Origin of the sequence: Curtobacterium sp. MMLR14_006 (genome assembly GCF_001864985.1) — a bacterium.
Classification (GTDB): domain Bacteria; phylum Actinomycetota; class Actinomycetes; order Actinomycetales; family Microbacteriaceae; genus Curtobacterium.
Window position 1 is genome coordinate 109,384 of record NZ_MJGU01000021.1, and the last position, 15,879, is coordinate 125,262.

A 15,879-nucleotide genomic window follows, 5' to 3' on the forward strand; every position below is an offset into this window, starting at 1 on the left:
CAGGAGTACTGCGTGACCGATCTCGAACAGACCCTCGTCCTCGTCAAGCCCGACGGCGTCGCCCGCCAGCTCACCGGTGAGATCCTCCGCCGGATCGAGGCCAAGGGCTACGAGATCGTCGACCTGAAGATGCTCGGCGCACCGCGCGACCTGCTCGACGCGCACTACGAGGAGCACCAGGGCAAGCCGTTCTTCGAACCGCTCGTCGAGTTCATGCAGTCCGGTCCCGTGGTCGCGGTGCGGCTCGCGGGCAACGGCGTCATCGCCGGGTTCCGCTCGCTCGCCGGCACGACCGACCCGACCTCGGCCGCGCCCGGCACCATCCGTGGTGACCTCGGCCGCGACTGGGGCCTCAAGGTGCAGCAGAACCTGGTGCACGGGTCCGACAGCCCCGAGTCCGCCCAGCGCGAGCTCGCGCTCTGGTTCGCCTGAGCGCTCGGGAGGACGAGATGACGAACAACGACCGACCCACCAAGAACGAGCGTCGCCAGCACGCCCGTGAGGTCGCACGGCAGCGTGCCGACGCCGAGAAGCGCCGCAAGCGCCGCAACAAGTGGTTCCTGCAGGGCGGCATCGGCCTGGGGATCGTGGCGATCGCCGCGATCATCGGCATCGTCGTCGTGAACGTGAACAACGCGCCCGCCGTCTCCGCGGCCGGGCCGGCGAACATGGCCACCGGCGCGATCCAGTTCACCGGGAAGGGCGGCGACGTCACCCCGGTGACCACGAAGGCCGTCCCCGCGAAGGGCAGCCCCTCGGCCGTGCCGACGTCGAACGCCGACGGCGCGGTCGCCGTGACCGAGTACGTCGACTGGGCCTGCCCGGTCTGCAAGCAGTTCGAGGCGACCTACGCCGACCAGATCCTCGACAAGGTGAAGTCCGGCGACGCGACCCTGGCCATCCGGCCGGTGTCGATCCTCGACCGCAGCTACAACGGCTCGCGCTACGCCAGCCGTGCCGCGAACGCGGCGATGTGCGTCGCGAACTACGCGCCGGACAAGTTCCTCGACGTGCAGACCCAGTTCTTCGAGAACCAGCCGCAGGAGGGCACCAAGGGCCTGACGAACGCCGAGATCGCCGACCTGGTGAAGGCGGGCGGTGCGACCGGCTCCGACGTCTCCGAGTGCCTGTCGAACGAGCAGTTCAAGGGCTGGGTGACGAAGTCGACGAACCAGGTGCTCGCGGACGACTCGCTCAAGGGCGCCCAGGGCTTCGGCACCCCGACGATCGTCGTGAACGGCAAGCGCCTGGACAGCCTGGGCGACGTCATCACGCAGATCGACGCCGCTGCGAAGTGACCCGACCGCGGACGACCCCGGTCGGCCCGCGTGACGACGGCCCCCGCTCCCGACCAGGAAGCGGGGGCCGTCGCGTTCGCTGACCGGACCGGCACCGTGCCGACCGGGTCGGCAGCGGGGTCAGAGGGTGGTGAGGACCGTCGGGAACACGATGAGGATCGACACGATCACCACGAGGTAGTTCGCCAGCGGGAACGTCCAGCAGAAGGGCAGCAGGACCCGGCCGACGCGTTCGAGGCGGGCGCCGAAGGTGCCGCGTGCGGCGTTCCAGATCGTCAGCACCCAGAACATCGGGATCGTCATCGACCAGACGAGCATGCACCACGGGCACAGGTAGCCGATGACCCAGACGGTCTGCGTGAACAGCCAGGTGACGAACACCCAGGCCAGGAACACCCCGGCGTTGAACGCGATCCAGAACCACCGTGAGCCGCGGAACCCGGCGAGCAGCACGACCCCGACCGCGATCGGGGCGACGAAGCCCATCACGCCGATGAGCGGGTTCGGGAACCCGAGCAGGTGGCCCTGCCAGCTCGTCATGACCTGCGAGCAGTTCACGAACGGGCTGACGTCGCAGCTCAGCACGGCCTTCGGGTTCTCGTACTTCGCGAACTCGTCGAGCACGAGCCGGAAGGCCGCGTACAGCGACACCGCTCCGGTGACGACGAGGAAGACCGCCATCGCGATCGGACGACGAGTGGTGCGTACAGACGTGGTCACGCCGTCATCATCGCATGCGGCTTCCGGTCCTTTCCTGGCGGGGCGTGCGATACTTCCTGGAGGTCGTGCGGGCAACCGCACACCGATGAGAGCTTTCCGGGCGGCGCCCCTCAAAGGCGGTGCCCGGACGACCGGGTGCGGTGAGAGCGCACTGTGGTCGGGCCAGCGTCACTCCGACGCCGAGCCGGTCCGGGCCGGGTGCCCGGGGCGGAACGCGCGCGGACGCACCAGAAGTTGACGCGACCGACCACGAGACAGCGAGCGCGGGGGCGTCGACGCCGCCCGCCACAACGACAGAATTCCCGCCACCCGACAGGGTGCGAGTGGGGCCGAGGAGTGCGCCAGTTCATGGTGGAGCAGAACAACGACAACACGACCAACGACGAGAACGCGCCGAAGCGCCGGAGCCGCCTGTTCGGCGGACGCCGCGCCCGGTCGTCCGGGCAGGAGGCGCCCGGGAGCGCCGTCCCGTCGACCTCCGTCGACGAGACGCCGGCGCTGACCGACGGTGCGGACGCCGGGACGACGACGCGCGACACCACGGCGCCCGACACCACGGCGGCGTCCGCCGACGCGGCCGCACCGACGGTGCTGTCGACGGACACCGGGACGGTCACCGTCGCGGTCGAGCCGGTCGCCGCCCAGAGCGGCGAGCCCGACGACGTGAGCACCCTGACGGGCGACCTGCCGGTGGTCGAGGCCGAGCCGGCGGCGACCGCAGCGGACGCCGACGAGGCGAGTGGTGCCTCCCGTCCGGACGGTGCCGAGCCGACGGCCGAGGCGAGCGCACCCGCCGCCCCCGCCGACGAGCCCTACGTGCCGAAGGCCACGAGCACGCTCAGCCTGATCTTCCACGCCCCGGTCCTGCCGGAGCTGCCCCAGCGCGCGCCGCGGCACGAGCGTGACGACCGTGACGACCGCTGGGACGACCGCGACGAGCGGGACGACCGCGACGACCGTGACGAGCAGGGCGGACCGCGCCGTCGCTCGCGGCGTCGGGGGAGCAGCGCGGACCGCGAGGTCCGCGAACCCCGCGACCACCAGGAGCCGCGCCGACGCGAGCCGGAGCTCATCACCGAGCCGCAGCGCATCAAGGGCTCGACGCGCCTCGAGGCGAAGAAGCAGCGCCGTCGCGACGGCCGTGACGCCGGCCGCCGCCGCCAGGTCGTCAGCGAGGACGAGTTCCTCGCCCGTCGCGAGAGCGTCGACCGCCAGATGATCGTGCGGTCGAGCTCGTCGACCATCGAGATCGGCGTGCTCGAGGACGGCATCCTCGCCGAGCACTACATCACCAAGTCCGAGAACGTGTCGCTCATCGGCAACGTGTACCTCGGCAAGGTGCAGAACGTGCTGCCCTCGATGGAGGCGGCGTTCGTCGACATCGGCCGCGGCCGCAACGCGGTGCTCTACGCCGGCGAGGTCGACTGGAACTCGGTCGACACCAGCCACGGCCGTCGGATCGAAGCGGCGCTCAAGCCGGGCGACAAGGTGCTCGTGCAGGTCACGAAGGACCCGGTCGGCCACAAGGGTGCCCGCCTCACCAGCCAGGTCTCGCTGCCCGGCCGTTACCTGGTCTACGTGCCGAACGGCTCGATGAACGGGATCTCGCGCAAGCTGCCGGACACCGAGCGTGCCCGCCTCAAGAAGATCCTCAAGGAGGTCCTGCCGGAGCACGCGGGCGTCATCGTGCGCACCGCTGCGGAGGGCGCGACCGAGGAACAGCTGACCCGCGACGTGCAGCGGCTGACCAGCCAGTGGGAGGCCATCCAGAAGAAGGTCGCCGGCGGCCAGGCCCCGGTCATGCTGCACTCCGAGCCGGACCTGCTCGTGAAGATCGTCCGCGACGTCTTCAACGAGGACTTCACGAAGCTCATCATCGACGGCGAGGCCGCCGGTGGCACCATCGACGAGTACCTGTCGGCGGTCGCGCCGGACCTCAAGGACCGCGTGGTCCGCTACGAGGGCCCGGACTCCTTCGAGGAGTTCCGCCTCAACGAGCAGATCGACAAGGCGCTCGACCGCAAGGTGTGGCTGCCCTCGGGTGGCTCGCTCGTCATCGACCGCACCGAGGCCATGACGGTCGTCGACGTCAACACCGGGAAGTTCGTCGGCTCCGGCGGCAACCTGGAGGAGACGGTCACGAAGAACAACCTCGAGGCCGCCGAGGAGATCGTCCGCCAGCTCCGCCTGCGCGACATCGGCGGCATCATCGTCGTCGACTTCATCGACATGGTGCTCGAGGAGAACCGCGACCTCGTGCTCCGCCGCCTGGTCGAGTGCCTGAGCCGCGACCGCACGAAGCACCAGGTCGCCGAGATCACCTCGCTCGGCCTCGTGCAGATGACCCGCAAGAAGATCGGTGTCGGGCTGCGCGAGTCCCTCGACGAGGTCAACGCGAAGATCAACGACAACAACGCCGACCCGGGTCCGAGCAAGGGCCGTCGCAAGGGCCGTGGCGGTGCCGGTGGCAACGGCAACGGCAACGGCGGCAACGGGTCGAACGGCTCGGGCTCGTCGAACGGTTCCGGCTCGAACGGGCAGTCGTCGCACGCGACCCAGGCGCACCAGATCACCGACGACGTGAAGAACGCGCTGTCGCGGATCGTGGCGTCGACCATCGCGCACGACGAGCAGGACGCCGCCGGTGTCGCCTCGCCGGCCGCCCCGACGTCGGCGGACGCCCCGGTGTCCGCTCCGTCCGACGGCGAGCAGCCGACCGGGTCGAAGCGTCGCCGTCGCGGTGGCCGTGGCAGCCGGAACACCGAGCAGCAGGCCTCGTCGACCAGCACCGAGCAGCAGGCCTCGACGACCAGCACAGAGCAGCAGGCTTCGACGACCAGCACCGACCAGCAGGCCGCGACGATCGACGCCGGTGCGTCGGCGCCCGAGGCCCCTGCCGCCCCTGCGGCCGACCCGGCCCCCGAGGCGCCCGTCGCCGCTGCGCCGGTCGCTGCCGCTGCGCCCGCCGCTGCGCCCGCTGCCGAGCCGAAGGCCGCCAGGGCCCAGGGGCGTCGTCGGGTGAGCTCGAGTGCCCCGGTCACCCCGACCGAGAACACCGTGGCGATCCTCGACATCCCGCTGAGCGCGGCACCGAAGCGCGAGCCGCGCCAGGTCGCCCCGGACGCCGAGTCCCTGCTCGACTCCGTGCTGCAGGCGCTGCCCGAGCCGAAGCAGCCGGGGCAGGGCCGTTCGCGGTCCCGCCGGGTGTCGTCGCCGAGCATCAGCGCGCCGGCGACGGACACCGACGCAGACGGCTCCGTGGTCACGGGGGACTGACGATGGCGAACCCCGGCGACCCGCAGCGCGACCGCGGGTACTACGGTGCGGGCTGGTCCCAGCCCGCACCGCCGGTGCCACCGGCACCCGCGCAGTCGGCCGGGGCGGTGCCGCCGTACGGTGGCCAGCCCGGCGCCGGGGGGCCGTACGCGCCCCCACGCCCGCCGCGCAGGTCCCGTCCCGCCGGGGACCCGCGTCGCGCGTTCGCGCCCGGCGCCTCGGTCACGAACACGACCGGCGCGCTCATCGCCGTCGTGTCGTTGGTCCTCGTGCAGTTCGTCTCCGGAGCGGTCGGGCTGCTCGGCACGGCACTCGTCGTCCACCCGTTCTCGCGCTACGGGCCCGGTGCCGACCTGCTCGGCAGCTTCACGGACGGGGTCTTCCTGGCACCGTTCCCGTTCTACGCCGGAGCGTTCCTGGCCCTGGCGTTCCTCACGCCGATCGCCCGCCGCAGCCCGCTGCCGACGGTGCTCCTGCGGGCGGTGCTCGCCGGTGCCGCCGGGACGGTCGCGCTCGCCCTGGTCGGCGTCTTCACGGGATCGTTCGCCGCGGTCGGGTCCGGTGCGTCCCGGCTGGTCGTGGACGTCCTCACGACGCCGCTGCGGAACGGCCTGCCGTTCACCGTGATGCTCCTGGCGACCGCCACCGCCGCCTGGCTCTGGCTCGGACGACCTCGGCGTGGTCGCGGCACGGGCGGTGCGCCCGGACAGCCGGGCACGGTCCGACCGGCCGACGCCGTCCCGCCGTCGACCGTCCAGCCCTCCGCCGCGCAGCCGCAGCCGCCGCAGCAGCGCGCCTCCGGCCCGTACGGGCCGTCCACCGGGCAGCAGGGCCAGTCGGGCCAGCAGCCGCCCTGGGCGCCGCCACCGGCCCACTAGGGCGGGCGCGCCCCGGAGACGGTGCCGGGCACGGACGGGAGGCCCGTGGCGGACGCCGCCACGGGCCTCCCGTCCGGCGTCCGGTCCGGACCAGGGCAGGGCGCGCGCCGTCCGTCGGTGACCACGGACGGCGGTGCGCGCTGCCGTCCGTGCGCGCTGCCGTCCGTGCGCGCTGCCGCCGGTGCTGGTTGCCGTCAGTGCTGGTTGCCAGCCGTGCTGGTTGCCGTCCGTGCTGGTCGACGTCGGTCCGGGTTGCGGTCAGTGCGCGCGCTTGTCGCGCTGCGGCACCCGGAGGCCGCTGCGGATCAGGCGCAGCACGAGCTCGCGACCGGTGACCGCGGACGCCCCCGCGGCGACCAGTTCGTCGTAGCGGGCGAGCGGCACGTCGTAGTGGTCGTGGTCGAACGCGCGACGCGGCACGCCGACCCGGTCGGCGAAGGCGTGCAGTTCCGCGTAGGATGCATCACTGACGAGGTGCGACCACAGTGTGTCGTGGGCGGGCCACGTCGGTGGGTCGATCAACACGGTCACCGTGCAATGGTACGTGTGTCGCCGTTTGACCGGACCCATGGTGATCGAGTATTCTCGATCCCTGGTGTCAGCGGGCCGTTCTGCCTGCGTCGCCGATCGGGCCCGGCCTCCGGGAGCCGCTCGTGCAGAAGTGGGCACCCGAGACTTCCCTCAAGCAGAGTTACGTAAGGATTTCCACGTGGTTTACGCAGTAGTGCGCGCCGGCGGCCGTCAGGAGAAGGTCGAGGTCGGCACCATCCTGACCGTCGACCGTGTCAAGGCGGACGACCAGGGCAACATCGACCTCGCCCCCGTGCTCCTCGTGGACGGTGACAAGATCACGTCGGCGGCCTCCGAGCTCGCGAACGTGACCGTCACCGCCGAGGTGCTGGACGACCTCCGCGGTCCGAAGGTCATCATCCAGAAGTTCAAGAACAAGACCGGGTACAAGAAGCGTCAGGGTTTCCGCGCTGAGCTGACCCGCGTCAAGATCACCAAGATCGCGTAAGGGAGTCCACTCATGGCACACAAGAAGGGTGCGAGTTCCACTCGCAACGGTCGTGACTCGAACGCTCAGCGCCTCGGCGTGAAGCGCTTCGGTGGCGAGGTCGTCAACGCCGGCGAGATCATCATCCGCCAGCGTGGAACCCACTTCCACCCCGGCGCCAACGTCGGCCGCGGTGGCGACGACACGCTGTTCGCCCTCTCGGCCGGTTCGGTCGAGTTCGGCACCAAGGGTGGCCGCAAGGTCATCAACATCGTCAACGCGTAAGTCGCGACGATCTGATCTGCGCTCGTTCTGAGCGGGAGGGGCGGGCCGAGTGCCCGCCCCTCCGTTTTTCATTTGCGCCGGTGGCGCGACGACCTTCCAGGAGTGGACCCATGGCGACATTCGTCGACCGCGTGACCCTGCACCTCACCGCGGGGAACGGCGGCAACGGCTGCGTGTCGGTCCGTCGTGAGAAGTTCAAGCCCCTCGCCGGGCCCGACGGTGGCAACGGCGGTGACGGCGGCGACATCGTGCTCGTGGCCGACCCGCAGGTGACGACCCTGCTCGGGTACCACCGCTCGCCGCACCGGTCGTCGAAGAACGGGCAGCCCGGCATGGGCGACATGCGCAGCGGCGTCAGCGGCGAGGTCCTCGAACTGCCGATGCCGATCGGCACCGTCGTGTACGACGAGTCGGGCGAGGTCATCGCCGACCTCACCGAGCCGGGCATGCGCGTCGTCGTGGCGCCCGGCGGCCAGGGCGGCCTCGGCAACGCCGCGCTGTCGACCACGAAGCGCAAGGCCCCCGGGTTCGCGCTCCTCGGCACCGAGGGCTGGGCCGGGGACGTCAGCCTCGAGCTGAAGACCATCGCCGACGTCGCCCTGGTCGGGTTCCCGAGCGCCGGCAAGTCCTCGCTCATCGCCGCGATCTCCGCCGCGAAGCCGAAGATCGCGGACTACCCGTTCACGACCCTCACGCCGAACCTCGGCGTCGTCGAGTCCGGTGAGAGCCGGTTCACCGTCGCCGACGTCCCCGGCCTCATCGAGGGCGCGTCCGAGGGCAAGGGCCTCGGTCTCGAGTTCCTCCGCCACGTCGAGCGCTGCGAGGCCCTGCTGCACGTGATCGACTGCGCCACGCTCGACCCGGGCCGCGACCCGATCAGCGACCTCGACGTGATCCTCGGCGAACTCGAGCGCTACCCGGTGCCCGAGGGCCAGGTGCCGCTGCTCGAGCGTCCGCAGCTCATCGCCCTCAACAAGGTCGACGTGCCCGAGGCCGAGGAGCTCGCCGAGTTCGTCACCGCCGAGCTGCAGGAGCGCGGCTACCGCGTCTTCCCGATCTCCACCGCGTCCCGCAAGGGACTGCGCGAGCTCACCTTCGCCCTCGCCGACGTCGTCGAGCAGGGCCGTGCCGCACGCGCCGCCGAGCCGGTGCCCGAGCGCATCGTCATCCGCCCGCGCGCGGTCAACGACCAGGGCTTCACCGTCCGCGCCGAGGGCGGCGAGGAGCACCGCTTCTACCGCGTGCGCGGCGCGAAGCCGGAGCGTTGGGTGCAGCAGACCGACTTCACGAACGAAGAGGCGATCGGCTTCCTCGCCGACCGGCTCGCCAAGCTCGGCGTCGAGGACGGCCTGTTCAAGGCCGGTGCCGTCGCCGGGTCGACCGTCGTCATCGGCGGCGACGGCGGCATGGTGTTCGACTGGGAGCCCACGCTCACCTCGACCGCCGAGCTCATCACGAGTGCCCGCGGCACCGACGCGCGCATCGGCGCGACCTCGCGGCCGACCCGCAACGAACGCCGCGAGGAGTACTTCGAGCGGATGGACGCCAAGGCCGCCGCCCGCGCGGAGCTCGAGCAGGAGCGCATCGCCGGTCTCTGGGCCGACGACGACGAGCCCGCCGGCACGACCACCGACGACCGGGGCTGATCGCCGCATGACCGAGACGACCGCCGGCACCGGGCCGGGACGCGTCACGACGCGTGCGGACATCCCGCGTGCACGACGGATCGTGGTGAAGGTCGGCTCGTCCTCGGTCAGCGGCGACAACACCGGGCAGATCGCCGCGCTCGTGGACGCCCTCGCGGCGGCGCACGGGCGCGGCACCGAGGTCGTGCTCGTCTCGTCCGGCGCGATCGCCACCGGCTTCCCGTTCCTCGGGCTCGAGGGTCGACCGGACGACCTCGCCACGCAGCAGGCCGCCGCGGCCACCGGGCAGAACGTGCTCATGTACCGGTACCAGCAGGAGCTCGACCGGCACGGCGTCGTCGCGGCACAGATCCTGCTCACCGCCGGCGACCTGCAGAACCCGACGCACCGGACGAACGCGCAGCGCGCCGTCGACCGGCTGCTCGCCCTGCGGGTGCTGCCGATCGTCAACGAGAACGACACCGTCGCCACCCACGAGATCCGGTTCGGCGACAACGACCGGCTGGCCGCACTCGTGGCGCGGCTGCTCGGGGCCGACGCGCTCGTGCTGCTGTCCGACGTCGAGGCGCTGTACACGAAGCCCCCGGAGCAGCCGGGTGCGGAGCGCATCGACGAGGTCCCGCTCGGCGACGAGCTCGCCGGCGTCACGTTCGGTTCGATCGGCGCCGCCGGCGTCGGCACCGGGGGAGCGGGGACGAAGGTGGCCGCCGCCCGCCTCGCCGCCGAGGCCGGCACCGCCGTCCTGGTGACCGCCACGGCACTCGTCGAGCGGGCGCTCGCGGGCGAGCACGTCGGCACCTGGTTCGCGGCAGCACCCCGCGACTGACCGCCGGCGGGGTCCGTCACGTCGGTGTGCGCCGACCTATCCTTGGTGCATGTCCACCACCGCGACCGCCCCGACCCTGACCGACAAGCTCGTCGCGGCCCGCACCGCGTCGTCGGCCCTCGCGACGGCGACGACGGCGGTCAAGGACGCCGCCCTGCTCGCGATCGCCGCCGGTGTCCGTGCCGCGACGGCCGAGATCGTCGCGGCGAACCACGGCGACCTCGTCGCCGGCGAGGAGAGCGGCCTGTCCTCCGGGCTCGTCGACCGCCTCCGGCTCGACCCCGCGCGGATCGAGTCGCTCGCCGCCGCGGTCGAGCACGTCGTCGGCCTGACCGACCCGGTCGGCGAGCACGTCCGCGGGTCGCAGCTGCCGAACGGCCTGCAGCTCACCCAGGTCCGCGTGCCGTTCGGCGTCGTCGGCGCGATCTACGAGGCCCGTCCGAACGTCACGGTCGACATCGCCTCGCTGGCGCTCAAGTCGGGCAACGCCGTCGTGCTGCGGGGTGGCTCGGCGGCGCAGCGGACGAACGCCGTGCTCGTCGCGCGCATCCAGGACGCCGTCGCCTCGGTCGGACTGCCGCGCGACCTCGTGCAGACCATCGACGAGTTCGGCCGCGCCGGCGCCACCGAGCTGATGCGCGCACGCGGGCTCGTCGACGTGCTCATCCCGCGGGGGAGCGCCTCGCTCATCCAGACCGTCGTCACCGAGTCGCAGGTGCCGGTCATCGAGACCGGTGCGGGCGTCGTGCACGTCTTCCTCGACGCGTCGGCCCCGGCTCAGCGCGCGGTCGACATCGTGCTGAACAGCAAGGTGCAGCGCCCGAGCGTCTGCAACGCGCTCGAGACCCTGCTCGTGCACGAGCAGGCCGCCGAGCGCCTGCTCCCGGTGCTCGCCGACCGGCTCCGGGCCGCGGGGGTCACGCTCCGCGGCGACGACGCCACGCGCGCGATCATCCCCGGGGTGCTCCGCGCCACCGACGAGGAATGGGGGACCGAGTCGATGGACCTCGACCTGTCGATCCGGGTCGTGCCGGACGTGGACGCCGCGATGGCGCACATCGCCCGCTGGTCCACGCACCACACCGAGTCGATCGTGACGAACGACGTGGACACCGCCGAGCGCTTCCTGGCGGCGGTCGACTCCGCGGTCGTGATGGTGAACGCGTCGACACGGTTCACCGACGGCGGCGAGTTCGGCTTCGGGGCCGAGGTCGGCATCTCGACCCAGAAGCTGCACGCGCGCGGGCCGATGGGCCTGCCGGAGCTCACGAGCACGAAGTGGATCGTGCGCGGGCAGGGCCAGATCCGCGGCTAGACTGAGCGGCGTCTTTCCCCGACCGAACGGAGCACGAACGATGACCATCCTCGCAGAAGCTGCAGAGCACGCCTCCGGGGCCCCCGCGTTCGTCTTCCCGCTCGTCGGCGCGCTGTTCTTCATCTTCCTCGGCTTCGTCACCTGGAGCTTCCGTGACGTCGCCTACCGCCACTCCCAGAAGTTCGAGGCCACCCGGCACCACGAGTCGGGCGTCGACGAGTTCGGCCGCGCCGACCACTGACCGCAGACCCGATGCTCGAGAGCACCGGACGGCCGCGCATCGGGGTGATGGGTGGCACGTTCGACCCGATCCACCACGGCCACCTGGTCGCGGCGTCCGAGGTGGCGCGCGCGTTCGACCTGGACGAGGTCGTCTTCGTCCCCACCGGTCAGCCGTACATGAAGTCCGGCGTCACCGACGCTGAGCACCGGTACCTGATGACGGTCATCGCGACCGCGTCGAACCCGATGTTCACCGTCAGCCGGGTCGACATCGACCGGCCGGGCCCCACGTACACGGTCGACACGCTCCGCGACCTGCACGAGCAGCGGCCGGACGCGCAGCTCGTCTTCATCTCCGGCGCAGACGCCGTTCAGCAGATCCTCGACTGGAAAGACCACGATGGTCTGTGGGACCTCGCGCACTTCGTCGCCGTGACGCGTCCGGGACACGCCCTCAGCATCACCGGATTGCCCGAACGGGACGTAAGCTTGCTCGAAGTCCCCGCGCTGGCGATATCGTCCACCGACTGCCGTGACCGGGTGAGGCGTGGACACCCCGTCTGGTACCTGGTCCCCGACGGTGTCGTCCAGTACATCTCGAAGCACCATCTGTATCGGAGCGTTGCATGAGTTCGTCCGACGCGCAGCCGCCCCTGTCGCGGCGCCAGGCGCGCGAGCGGGAGCGTGCCGCAGCAGCCGGTTCGCAGCCCGTGACGCCGCCGCCCACCGTCGCCGCCCCCGAGGGGTCGACCACCGACCGTGCCCGGCCCGGCTCCCACGCCGCGCCGGCGCCGACCGGCGCGGCGCCGTCGTCGTCCGCTCCGGGCACGCCCTCGTCGGCTCCCGGTGTCCCACCGTTCCCGCCGGACTCCGCCACGGACATCGTCCCGGGCAGCGGGGGCCTGACGCGCCGCCAGCTCCGACAGCTCCGTGCCGCCGAGAGCCAGGCCGTGCAGCCCGTCCCGCTCCGCAACCCGACGCCGCAGTCGTCCGACCGCACGGTCGAGGACGTCCTCGGTTCGGTCGACACCATCGACCCGGGCACCGCGCAGCGGAGCACCCCCGACACCGCCGAGCCGTCCCCGGTGCTCGACCAGGCCGCCGTGGCGCAGGCCACCGAGGCCGACGGGTCGCCGGATGCGCTCGAGCCCCTCGACGAGGCCGCCGCGCACGCCGAGGAGCCCCGCCGCCACCGGTCGACGTGGTCGCCGCCGTCCGAGGCCGACGGCGATGCCGCGACGCCCGTCGCCGCCCCGGCGGACACGACCGACGCTGCCGCCGACGACGACACCGACGACGACACCGACAGCGATGCTGCCGACGAGTCGACGTCGGACGGCGCCGCTCCGCGACCGCAGTCAGCCACCCCCGCCGTGACGTTACCGCCGGTGCAGACCGCGTCGACGCCCGCGGTCTTCCCGCTCTCGCTCGACGCCGAGGACGACGACACGAACGAGGTCCCGCTGCCCGGGGCCGCCGCCGCCACCGAGGACGCACCCGTGGCGTCGCAGCGCCCGACCGAGCCCAAGCCGGTGACGACGGCGTTCGCGCCGCCCGCCGGTCACTGGTCGCAGCAGGCCCACGACTCGAACGACTCCGAGGTCCACGACGAGGAGACCGGTGCCCGCCGGGTCGCGGTGACGAACACCAACGCGATCATCCTGCCGAACTCGGCCCTCGCCGACCCGACCGGCGCCCTGAACGCCACGGGCGAGGTCATCCTCACCGGGTCGATCGACCTGCCGGCGTCGCTGTCCTCGACCGGGTCGCACCGGCCGATCGACGGCGCCGAGGTCGACCGCCTGCTCGAGCAGCACGACGAGCAGCCCGAGACGGACGCCAGCCCGGTCCGCGCCAGCCGCGCGGTGTCGAGCCACACCTCGACGCGTCAGGTCGTGCTCGCGGCCGCGAAGCCGAAGGAGTCCCGCACCCCGGTGATCCTCGGGATCGCGGTCGGCGGCGTCGGCATCGCTGCGGCAGGCGTCATCATCGTCGCCCTGCTGACGACCCACATGGGCGGTTGACGCCCTCGTCCCCGACCACCGGTCCCGACGCCCCGTCGGCCGCGGCCTGGCCGCGTGTCGGCGGGGTGGCTTATGATCGGGACCCATCAAGCGAGCCGACGACCGTCGGTTCGACGACCGGAAGGAATCCGTGACCGCCTCCACCCGCGCACTGGAACTCGTGCAGGCCGCCGCACTCGCGGCCGACGCCAAACAGGCCGAGGACCTCGTCGCGCTCGACGTCACCGGGCCGCTGCAGCTCACGGACGTGTTCCTGCTCGCGACCGGTCGGAACGAACGCAACGTGCAGTCGATCGCGGACGCGGTCGAGGAACGTCTCCTCGAGCTCGGGGCGAAGACCCTCCGTCGCGAGGGCCGTTGGATCCTCATCGACTTCGGCGAGATCGTCGTGCACGTCTTCCACGACGAGGACCGCCAGTACTACTCGCTCGAGCGACTCTGGGCCGACTGCCCGACCATCCCGCTCGAGCTCCCGGTGGACCACACCGCCTGACCGGCGACGCGCCCGGGTGACGGCTGCGATTTCGTCACCCGGCGTTCGCATGGTGTACGCTTCACTGGTGCCTCCGGGGAACCGGTCGGCACGGAGCAACACCTTCCGGGTCTGTGGCGCAGCTGGTAGCGCACCTGCATGGCATGCAGGGGGTCAGGGGTTCGAGTCCCCTCAGATCCACCAACAACCCCCGCCGTTCCCCAGAACGGCGGGGGTTCCGTCGTTCCAGGACACGTTCTCCACAGGGGCCCGTCGGCGGCGCTCGGGTGCGATCCCGGCCGATACGCTGAGCGCATGAGCAACGATGCGCCCCTGTCCGGTACCCCGCTGACGATCACCGCCGGTGGGTACACGGCCGACGTCGCCTCGGTCGGAGCGACGCTGCGCACCCTGCGTCACGAGGGGCGCGACCTGGTCGTCCCGTTCGACGCCGACGAGGTCCGCCCGGTGTTCCGCGGCGCCGTGCTCGCCCCCTGGCCGAACCGCATCGTCGACGGCACCTACACGTCCGGGGGCGTCGACCACGAGCTCGCCCTGACCGAACCGGCGCGGCACCACGCCCTGCACGGGCTGGTCGCCTGGACCGACTTCGCGGTCCTCGCGCACGACGACGACCGCGTGCTGCTCGGCACGACGATCCCCGCGCAGCAGGGGTACCCGCACCGCGTCGACGTGCACGTCGAGTACCGCCTGGACGCCGAGGGCCTGCACACGACCGTCACGGGCACGAACACCGGTGCCGACGACGCACCCTGGGGCACCGGTCCGCACCCGTACCTGGTCGCCGGTGACGGCACGGTGGACGACTGGACGCTCACGCTCCCGGCCGCCGAGGTGCTCGAGGTCACCCCCGACCGGCTCATCCCGACGGACCTGGTGCCCGTGCACGACGAGTTCGACCTGCGCATCCCCACCCTGATCGGCGACCGCTTCGTCGACCACGCGTTCACCGGCTTCGACCGTGACGCCGACGGCCTCGCCGCCGTCACGGTCATCGCTGCGGACGGCCACGGGGTGCGCGTCGCCTTCGACGCGGCGTGCCCGTGGGTCCAGGTGCACACGGCGGACCACGTCGTCCCCGCGTACCACCGCGCCGGACTCGCCGTCGAACCGATGACGTGCGCCCCTGATGCCTTCAACGACGGCGTCGACCGTGGCCTGGTCGTCCTGGCCCCGGGGTCGGCGCACGCCGCAGCATGGACGATCGCCGCGGTCTGACCGGGTCCGACCGGACCGTCCGCATCGAGGTCCGTCGACTCGGTGCCGTTCCGGACCTCGCCGCCCTCGCCGCCGCGTCGACCGCGGACGTCGTCTGGCTCGATTCGTCCCTGCCGGACGGTGCCCCGGACACCGCACGCCCACGGGCCCGCTGGTCGGTGCTCGCCTGGACCGACGGCCCGTTCTCGACACGCTTCCGGCACGAGGCGCGACGGGCCCACGTCGCGGTCCCCGCACCCGCTGCACGCTGGTTCGGCCGGTCGTGGTCCGGTGACCGCCCGGCGTTCGCCGTGCTCGCCGACCTGCTGGCGGCGACGCCCGTGCTGCCCGAACCGGTCGACGGCTGCGGCTTCGCGCTCGGCTGGACCGGGTTCCTCGGCTACGAGCTCGGCCGTGAGTCCGGCGGCCCGGACCGCACCGCCGACGGTCACCCCGACGCCGACCTGCGGTTCGTGGACCGCGCTGTCGTGGTCGACCGGGCCGGAGCCGGAGCCGGAGCCGGAGCCGGGGTCGCCTGGGCGCTCGCGCTCGTCGCGGACGCGGAACCGGCGGCCAGCGCGTCGAACCGGGCGTGGCTGCGGACGGTGCCCACGTCGTCGACGGGGAGCGGTCCCGGGGACGTGCCCACGAGCCTCCCGGCCAGCGCATCGAACCGGGCGCGGCTCCGGACGGTGCCCACGT

The 15,879-nt window shown here is 72.3% G+C and carries 16 protein-coding genes, 1 tRNA gene and 1 pseudogene; 16 read left to right on the forward strand and 2 right to left on the reverse strand.

Annotated elements, in window-relative coordinates:
• Nucleotides 1–12: 12 nt before the first annotated feature.
• Both ndk and BIU94_RS08540 read left to right on the forward strand, forming a co-directional pair.
• A complete protein-coding gene (gene ndk, locus BIU94_RS08535) occupies nt 13–432 on the forward strand; it encodes a nucleoside-diphosphate kinase (protein WP_071257312.1) in 420 nt (139 codons plus the stop codon).
• Between the two features lie 17 nt (nt 433–449).
• Nucleotides 450–1,298 carry a thioredoxin domain-containing protein gene (locus tag BIU94_RS08540; RefSeq protein WP_071257315.1) on the forward strand — a complete coding sequence of 283 codons (849 nt, stop codon included), beginning with the start codon at nt 450–452 and terminating at the stop codon, nt 1,296–1,298.
• Between the two features lie 120 nt (nt 1,299–1,418).
• On the opposite strand, the gene BIU94_RS08545 is transcribed toward BIU94_RS08540, so the two are convergent.
• The gene (locus tag BIU94_RS08545) at nt 1,419–2,018 is read right to left on the reverse strand and encodes a vitamin K epoxide reductase family protein (protein ID WP_254783031.1); all 600 of its coding nucleotides are present in this window, start codon (nt 2,016–2,018) and stop codon (nt 1,419–1,421) included.
• A gap of 348 nt (nt 2,019–2,366) precedes the next feature.
• On the opposite strand from BIU94_RS08545, the gene BIU94_RS08550 reads away from it, so the two are divergent.
• Both BIU94_RS08550 and BIU94_RS08555 read left to right on the forward strand, forming a co-directional pair.
• On the forward strand, nt 2,367–5,294 hold the full coding sequence (locus BIU94_RS08550) for an Rne/Rng family ribonuclease (RefSeq protein ID WP_071257785.1): 2,928 nt from the start codon (nt 2,367–2,369) through the stop codon (nt 5,292–5,294).
• A 2-nt stretch (nt 5,295–5,296) separates the two neighbouring features.
• The gene (locus BIU94_RS08555; RefSeq protein WP_071257321.1) at nt 5,297–6,172 is read left to right on the forward strand and encodes a hypothetical protein; all 876 of its coding nucleotides are present in this window, start codon (nt 5,297–5,299) and stop codon (nt 6,170–6,172) included.
• A 258-nt stretch (nt 6,173–6,430) separates the two neighbouring features.
• Here the strand turns inward: BIU94_RS08555 and BIU94_RS08560 are convergent, their stop codons facing one another.
• Nucleotides 6,431–6,703, reverse strand: coding sequence for a DUF4031 domain-containing protein (locus BIU94_RS08560; protein WP_071257324.1), 273 nt, complete (start codon nt 6,701–6,703; stop codon nt 6,431–6,433).
• Nucleotides 6,704–6,881: 178 nt separating this feature from the next.
• On the opposite strand from BIU94_RS08560, the gene rplU reads away from it, so the two are divergent.
• The 12 genes and pseudogenes from rplU to BIU94_RS17395 form a co-directional block, all read left to right on the forward strand.
• Nucleotides 6,882–7,190, forward strand: coding sequence for a 50S ribosomal protein L21 (rplU, locus tag BIU94_RS08565; protein ID WP_071257328.1), 309 nt, complete (start codon nt 6,882–6,884; stop codon nt 7,188–7,190).
• Between the two features lie 12 nt (nt 7,191–7,202).
• Entirely contained in the window at nt 7,203–7,454 is a 252-nt protein-coding gene (gene rpmA / locus BIU94_RS08570) for a 50S ribosomal protein L27 (RefSeq protein WP_071257351.1), read from the forward strand.
• Between the two features lie 110 nt (nt 7,455–7,564).
• Nucleotides 7,565–9,100 (forward strand): GTPase ObgE, encoded by a 1,536-nt coding sequence (gene obgE / locus BIU94_RS08575; protein ID WP_071257354.1) that lies wholly within the window; start codon nt 7,565–7,567, stop codon nt 9,098–9,100.
• A 7-nt stretch (nt 9,101–9,107) separates the two neighbouring features.
• On the forward strand, nt 9,108–9,926 hold the full coding sequence (gene proB / locus BIU94_RS08580) for a glutamate 5-kinase (protein WP_071257357.1): 819 nt from the start codon (nt 9,108–9,110) through the stop codon (nt 9,924–9,926).
• Nucleotides 9,927–9,975: 49 nt separating this feature from the next.
• Nucleotides 9,976–11,241: a glutamate-5-semialdehyde dehydrogenase gene (locus BIU94_RS08585; RefSeq protein WP_071257362.1), complete on the forward strand. Its 1,266-nt coding sequence runs from the start codon at nt 9,976–9,978 to the stop codon at nt 11,239–11,241.
• A 40-nt stretch (nt 11,242–11,281) separates the two neighbouring features.
• Entirely contained in the window at nt 11,282–11,482 is a 201-nt protein-coding gene (locus BIU94_RS08590; protein ID WP_071257365.1) for a hypothetical protein, read from the forward strand.
• 11 nt (nt 11,483–11,493) lie between these two features.
• Complete coding sequence (gene nadD / locus BIU94_RS08595) at nt 11,494–12,093, forward strand: nicotinate-nucleotide adenylyltransferase (RefSeq protein WP_071257384.1); 600 nt, start codon at nt 11,494–11,496, stop codon at nt 12,091–12,093.
• Nucleotides 12,090–13,487, forward strand: coding sequence for a hypothetical protein (locus tag BIU94_RS08600; RefSeq protein WP_071257387.1), 1,398 nt, complete (start codon nt 12,090–12,092; stop codon nt 13,485–13,487). Before nadD ends, BIU94_RS08600 begins: the two co-directional genes overlap by 4 nt.
• Nucleotides 13,488–13,617: 130 nt before the next feature.
• A complete protein-coding gene (gene rsfS / locus BIU94_RS08605) occupies nt 13,618–13,980 on the forward strand; it encodes a ribosome silencing factor (RefSeq protein ID WP_071257394.1) in 363 nt (120 codons plus the stop codon).
• A 107-nt stretch (nt 13,981–14,087) separates the two neighbouring features.
• Nucleotides 14,088–14,163: transfer RNA gene (locus BIU94_RS08610), tRNA-Ala, on the forward strand.
• 111 nt (nt 14,164–14,274) lie between these two features.
• Complete coding sequence (locus tag BIU94_RS08615) at nt 14,275–15,198, forward strand: aldose 1-epimerase family protein (protein WP_071257398.1); 924 nt, start codon at nt 14,275–14,277, stop codon at nt 15,196–15,198.
• Nucleotides 15,177–15,879: pseudogene (locus BIU94_RS17395) on the forward strand (hypothetical protein); the annotation flags it as partial. The gene BIU94_RS08615 and the pseudogene BIU94_RS17395, both read left to right, overlap by 22 nt.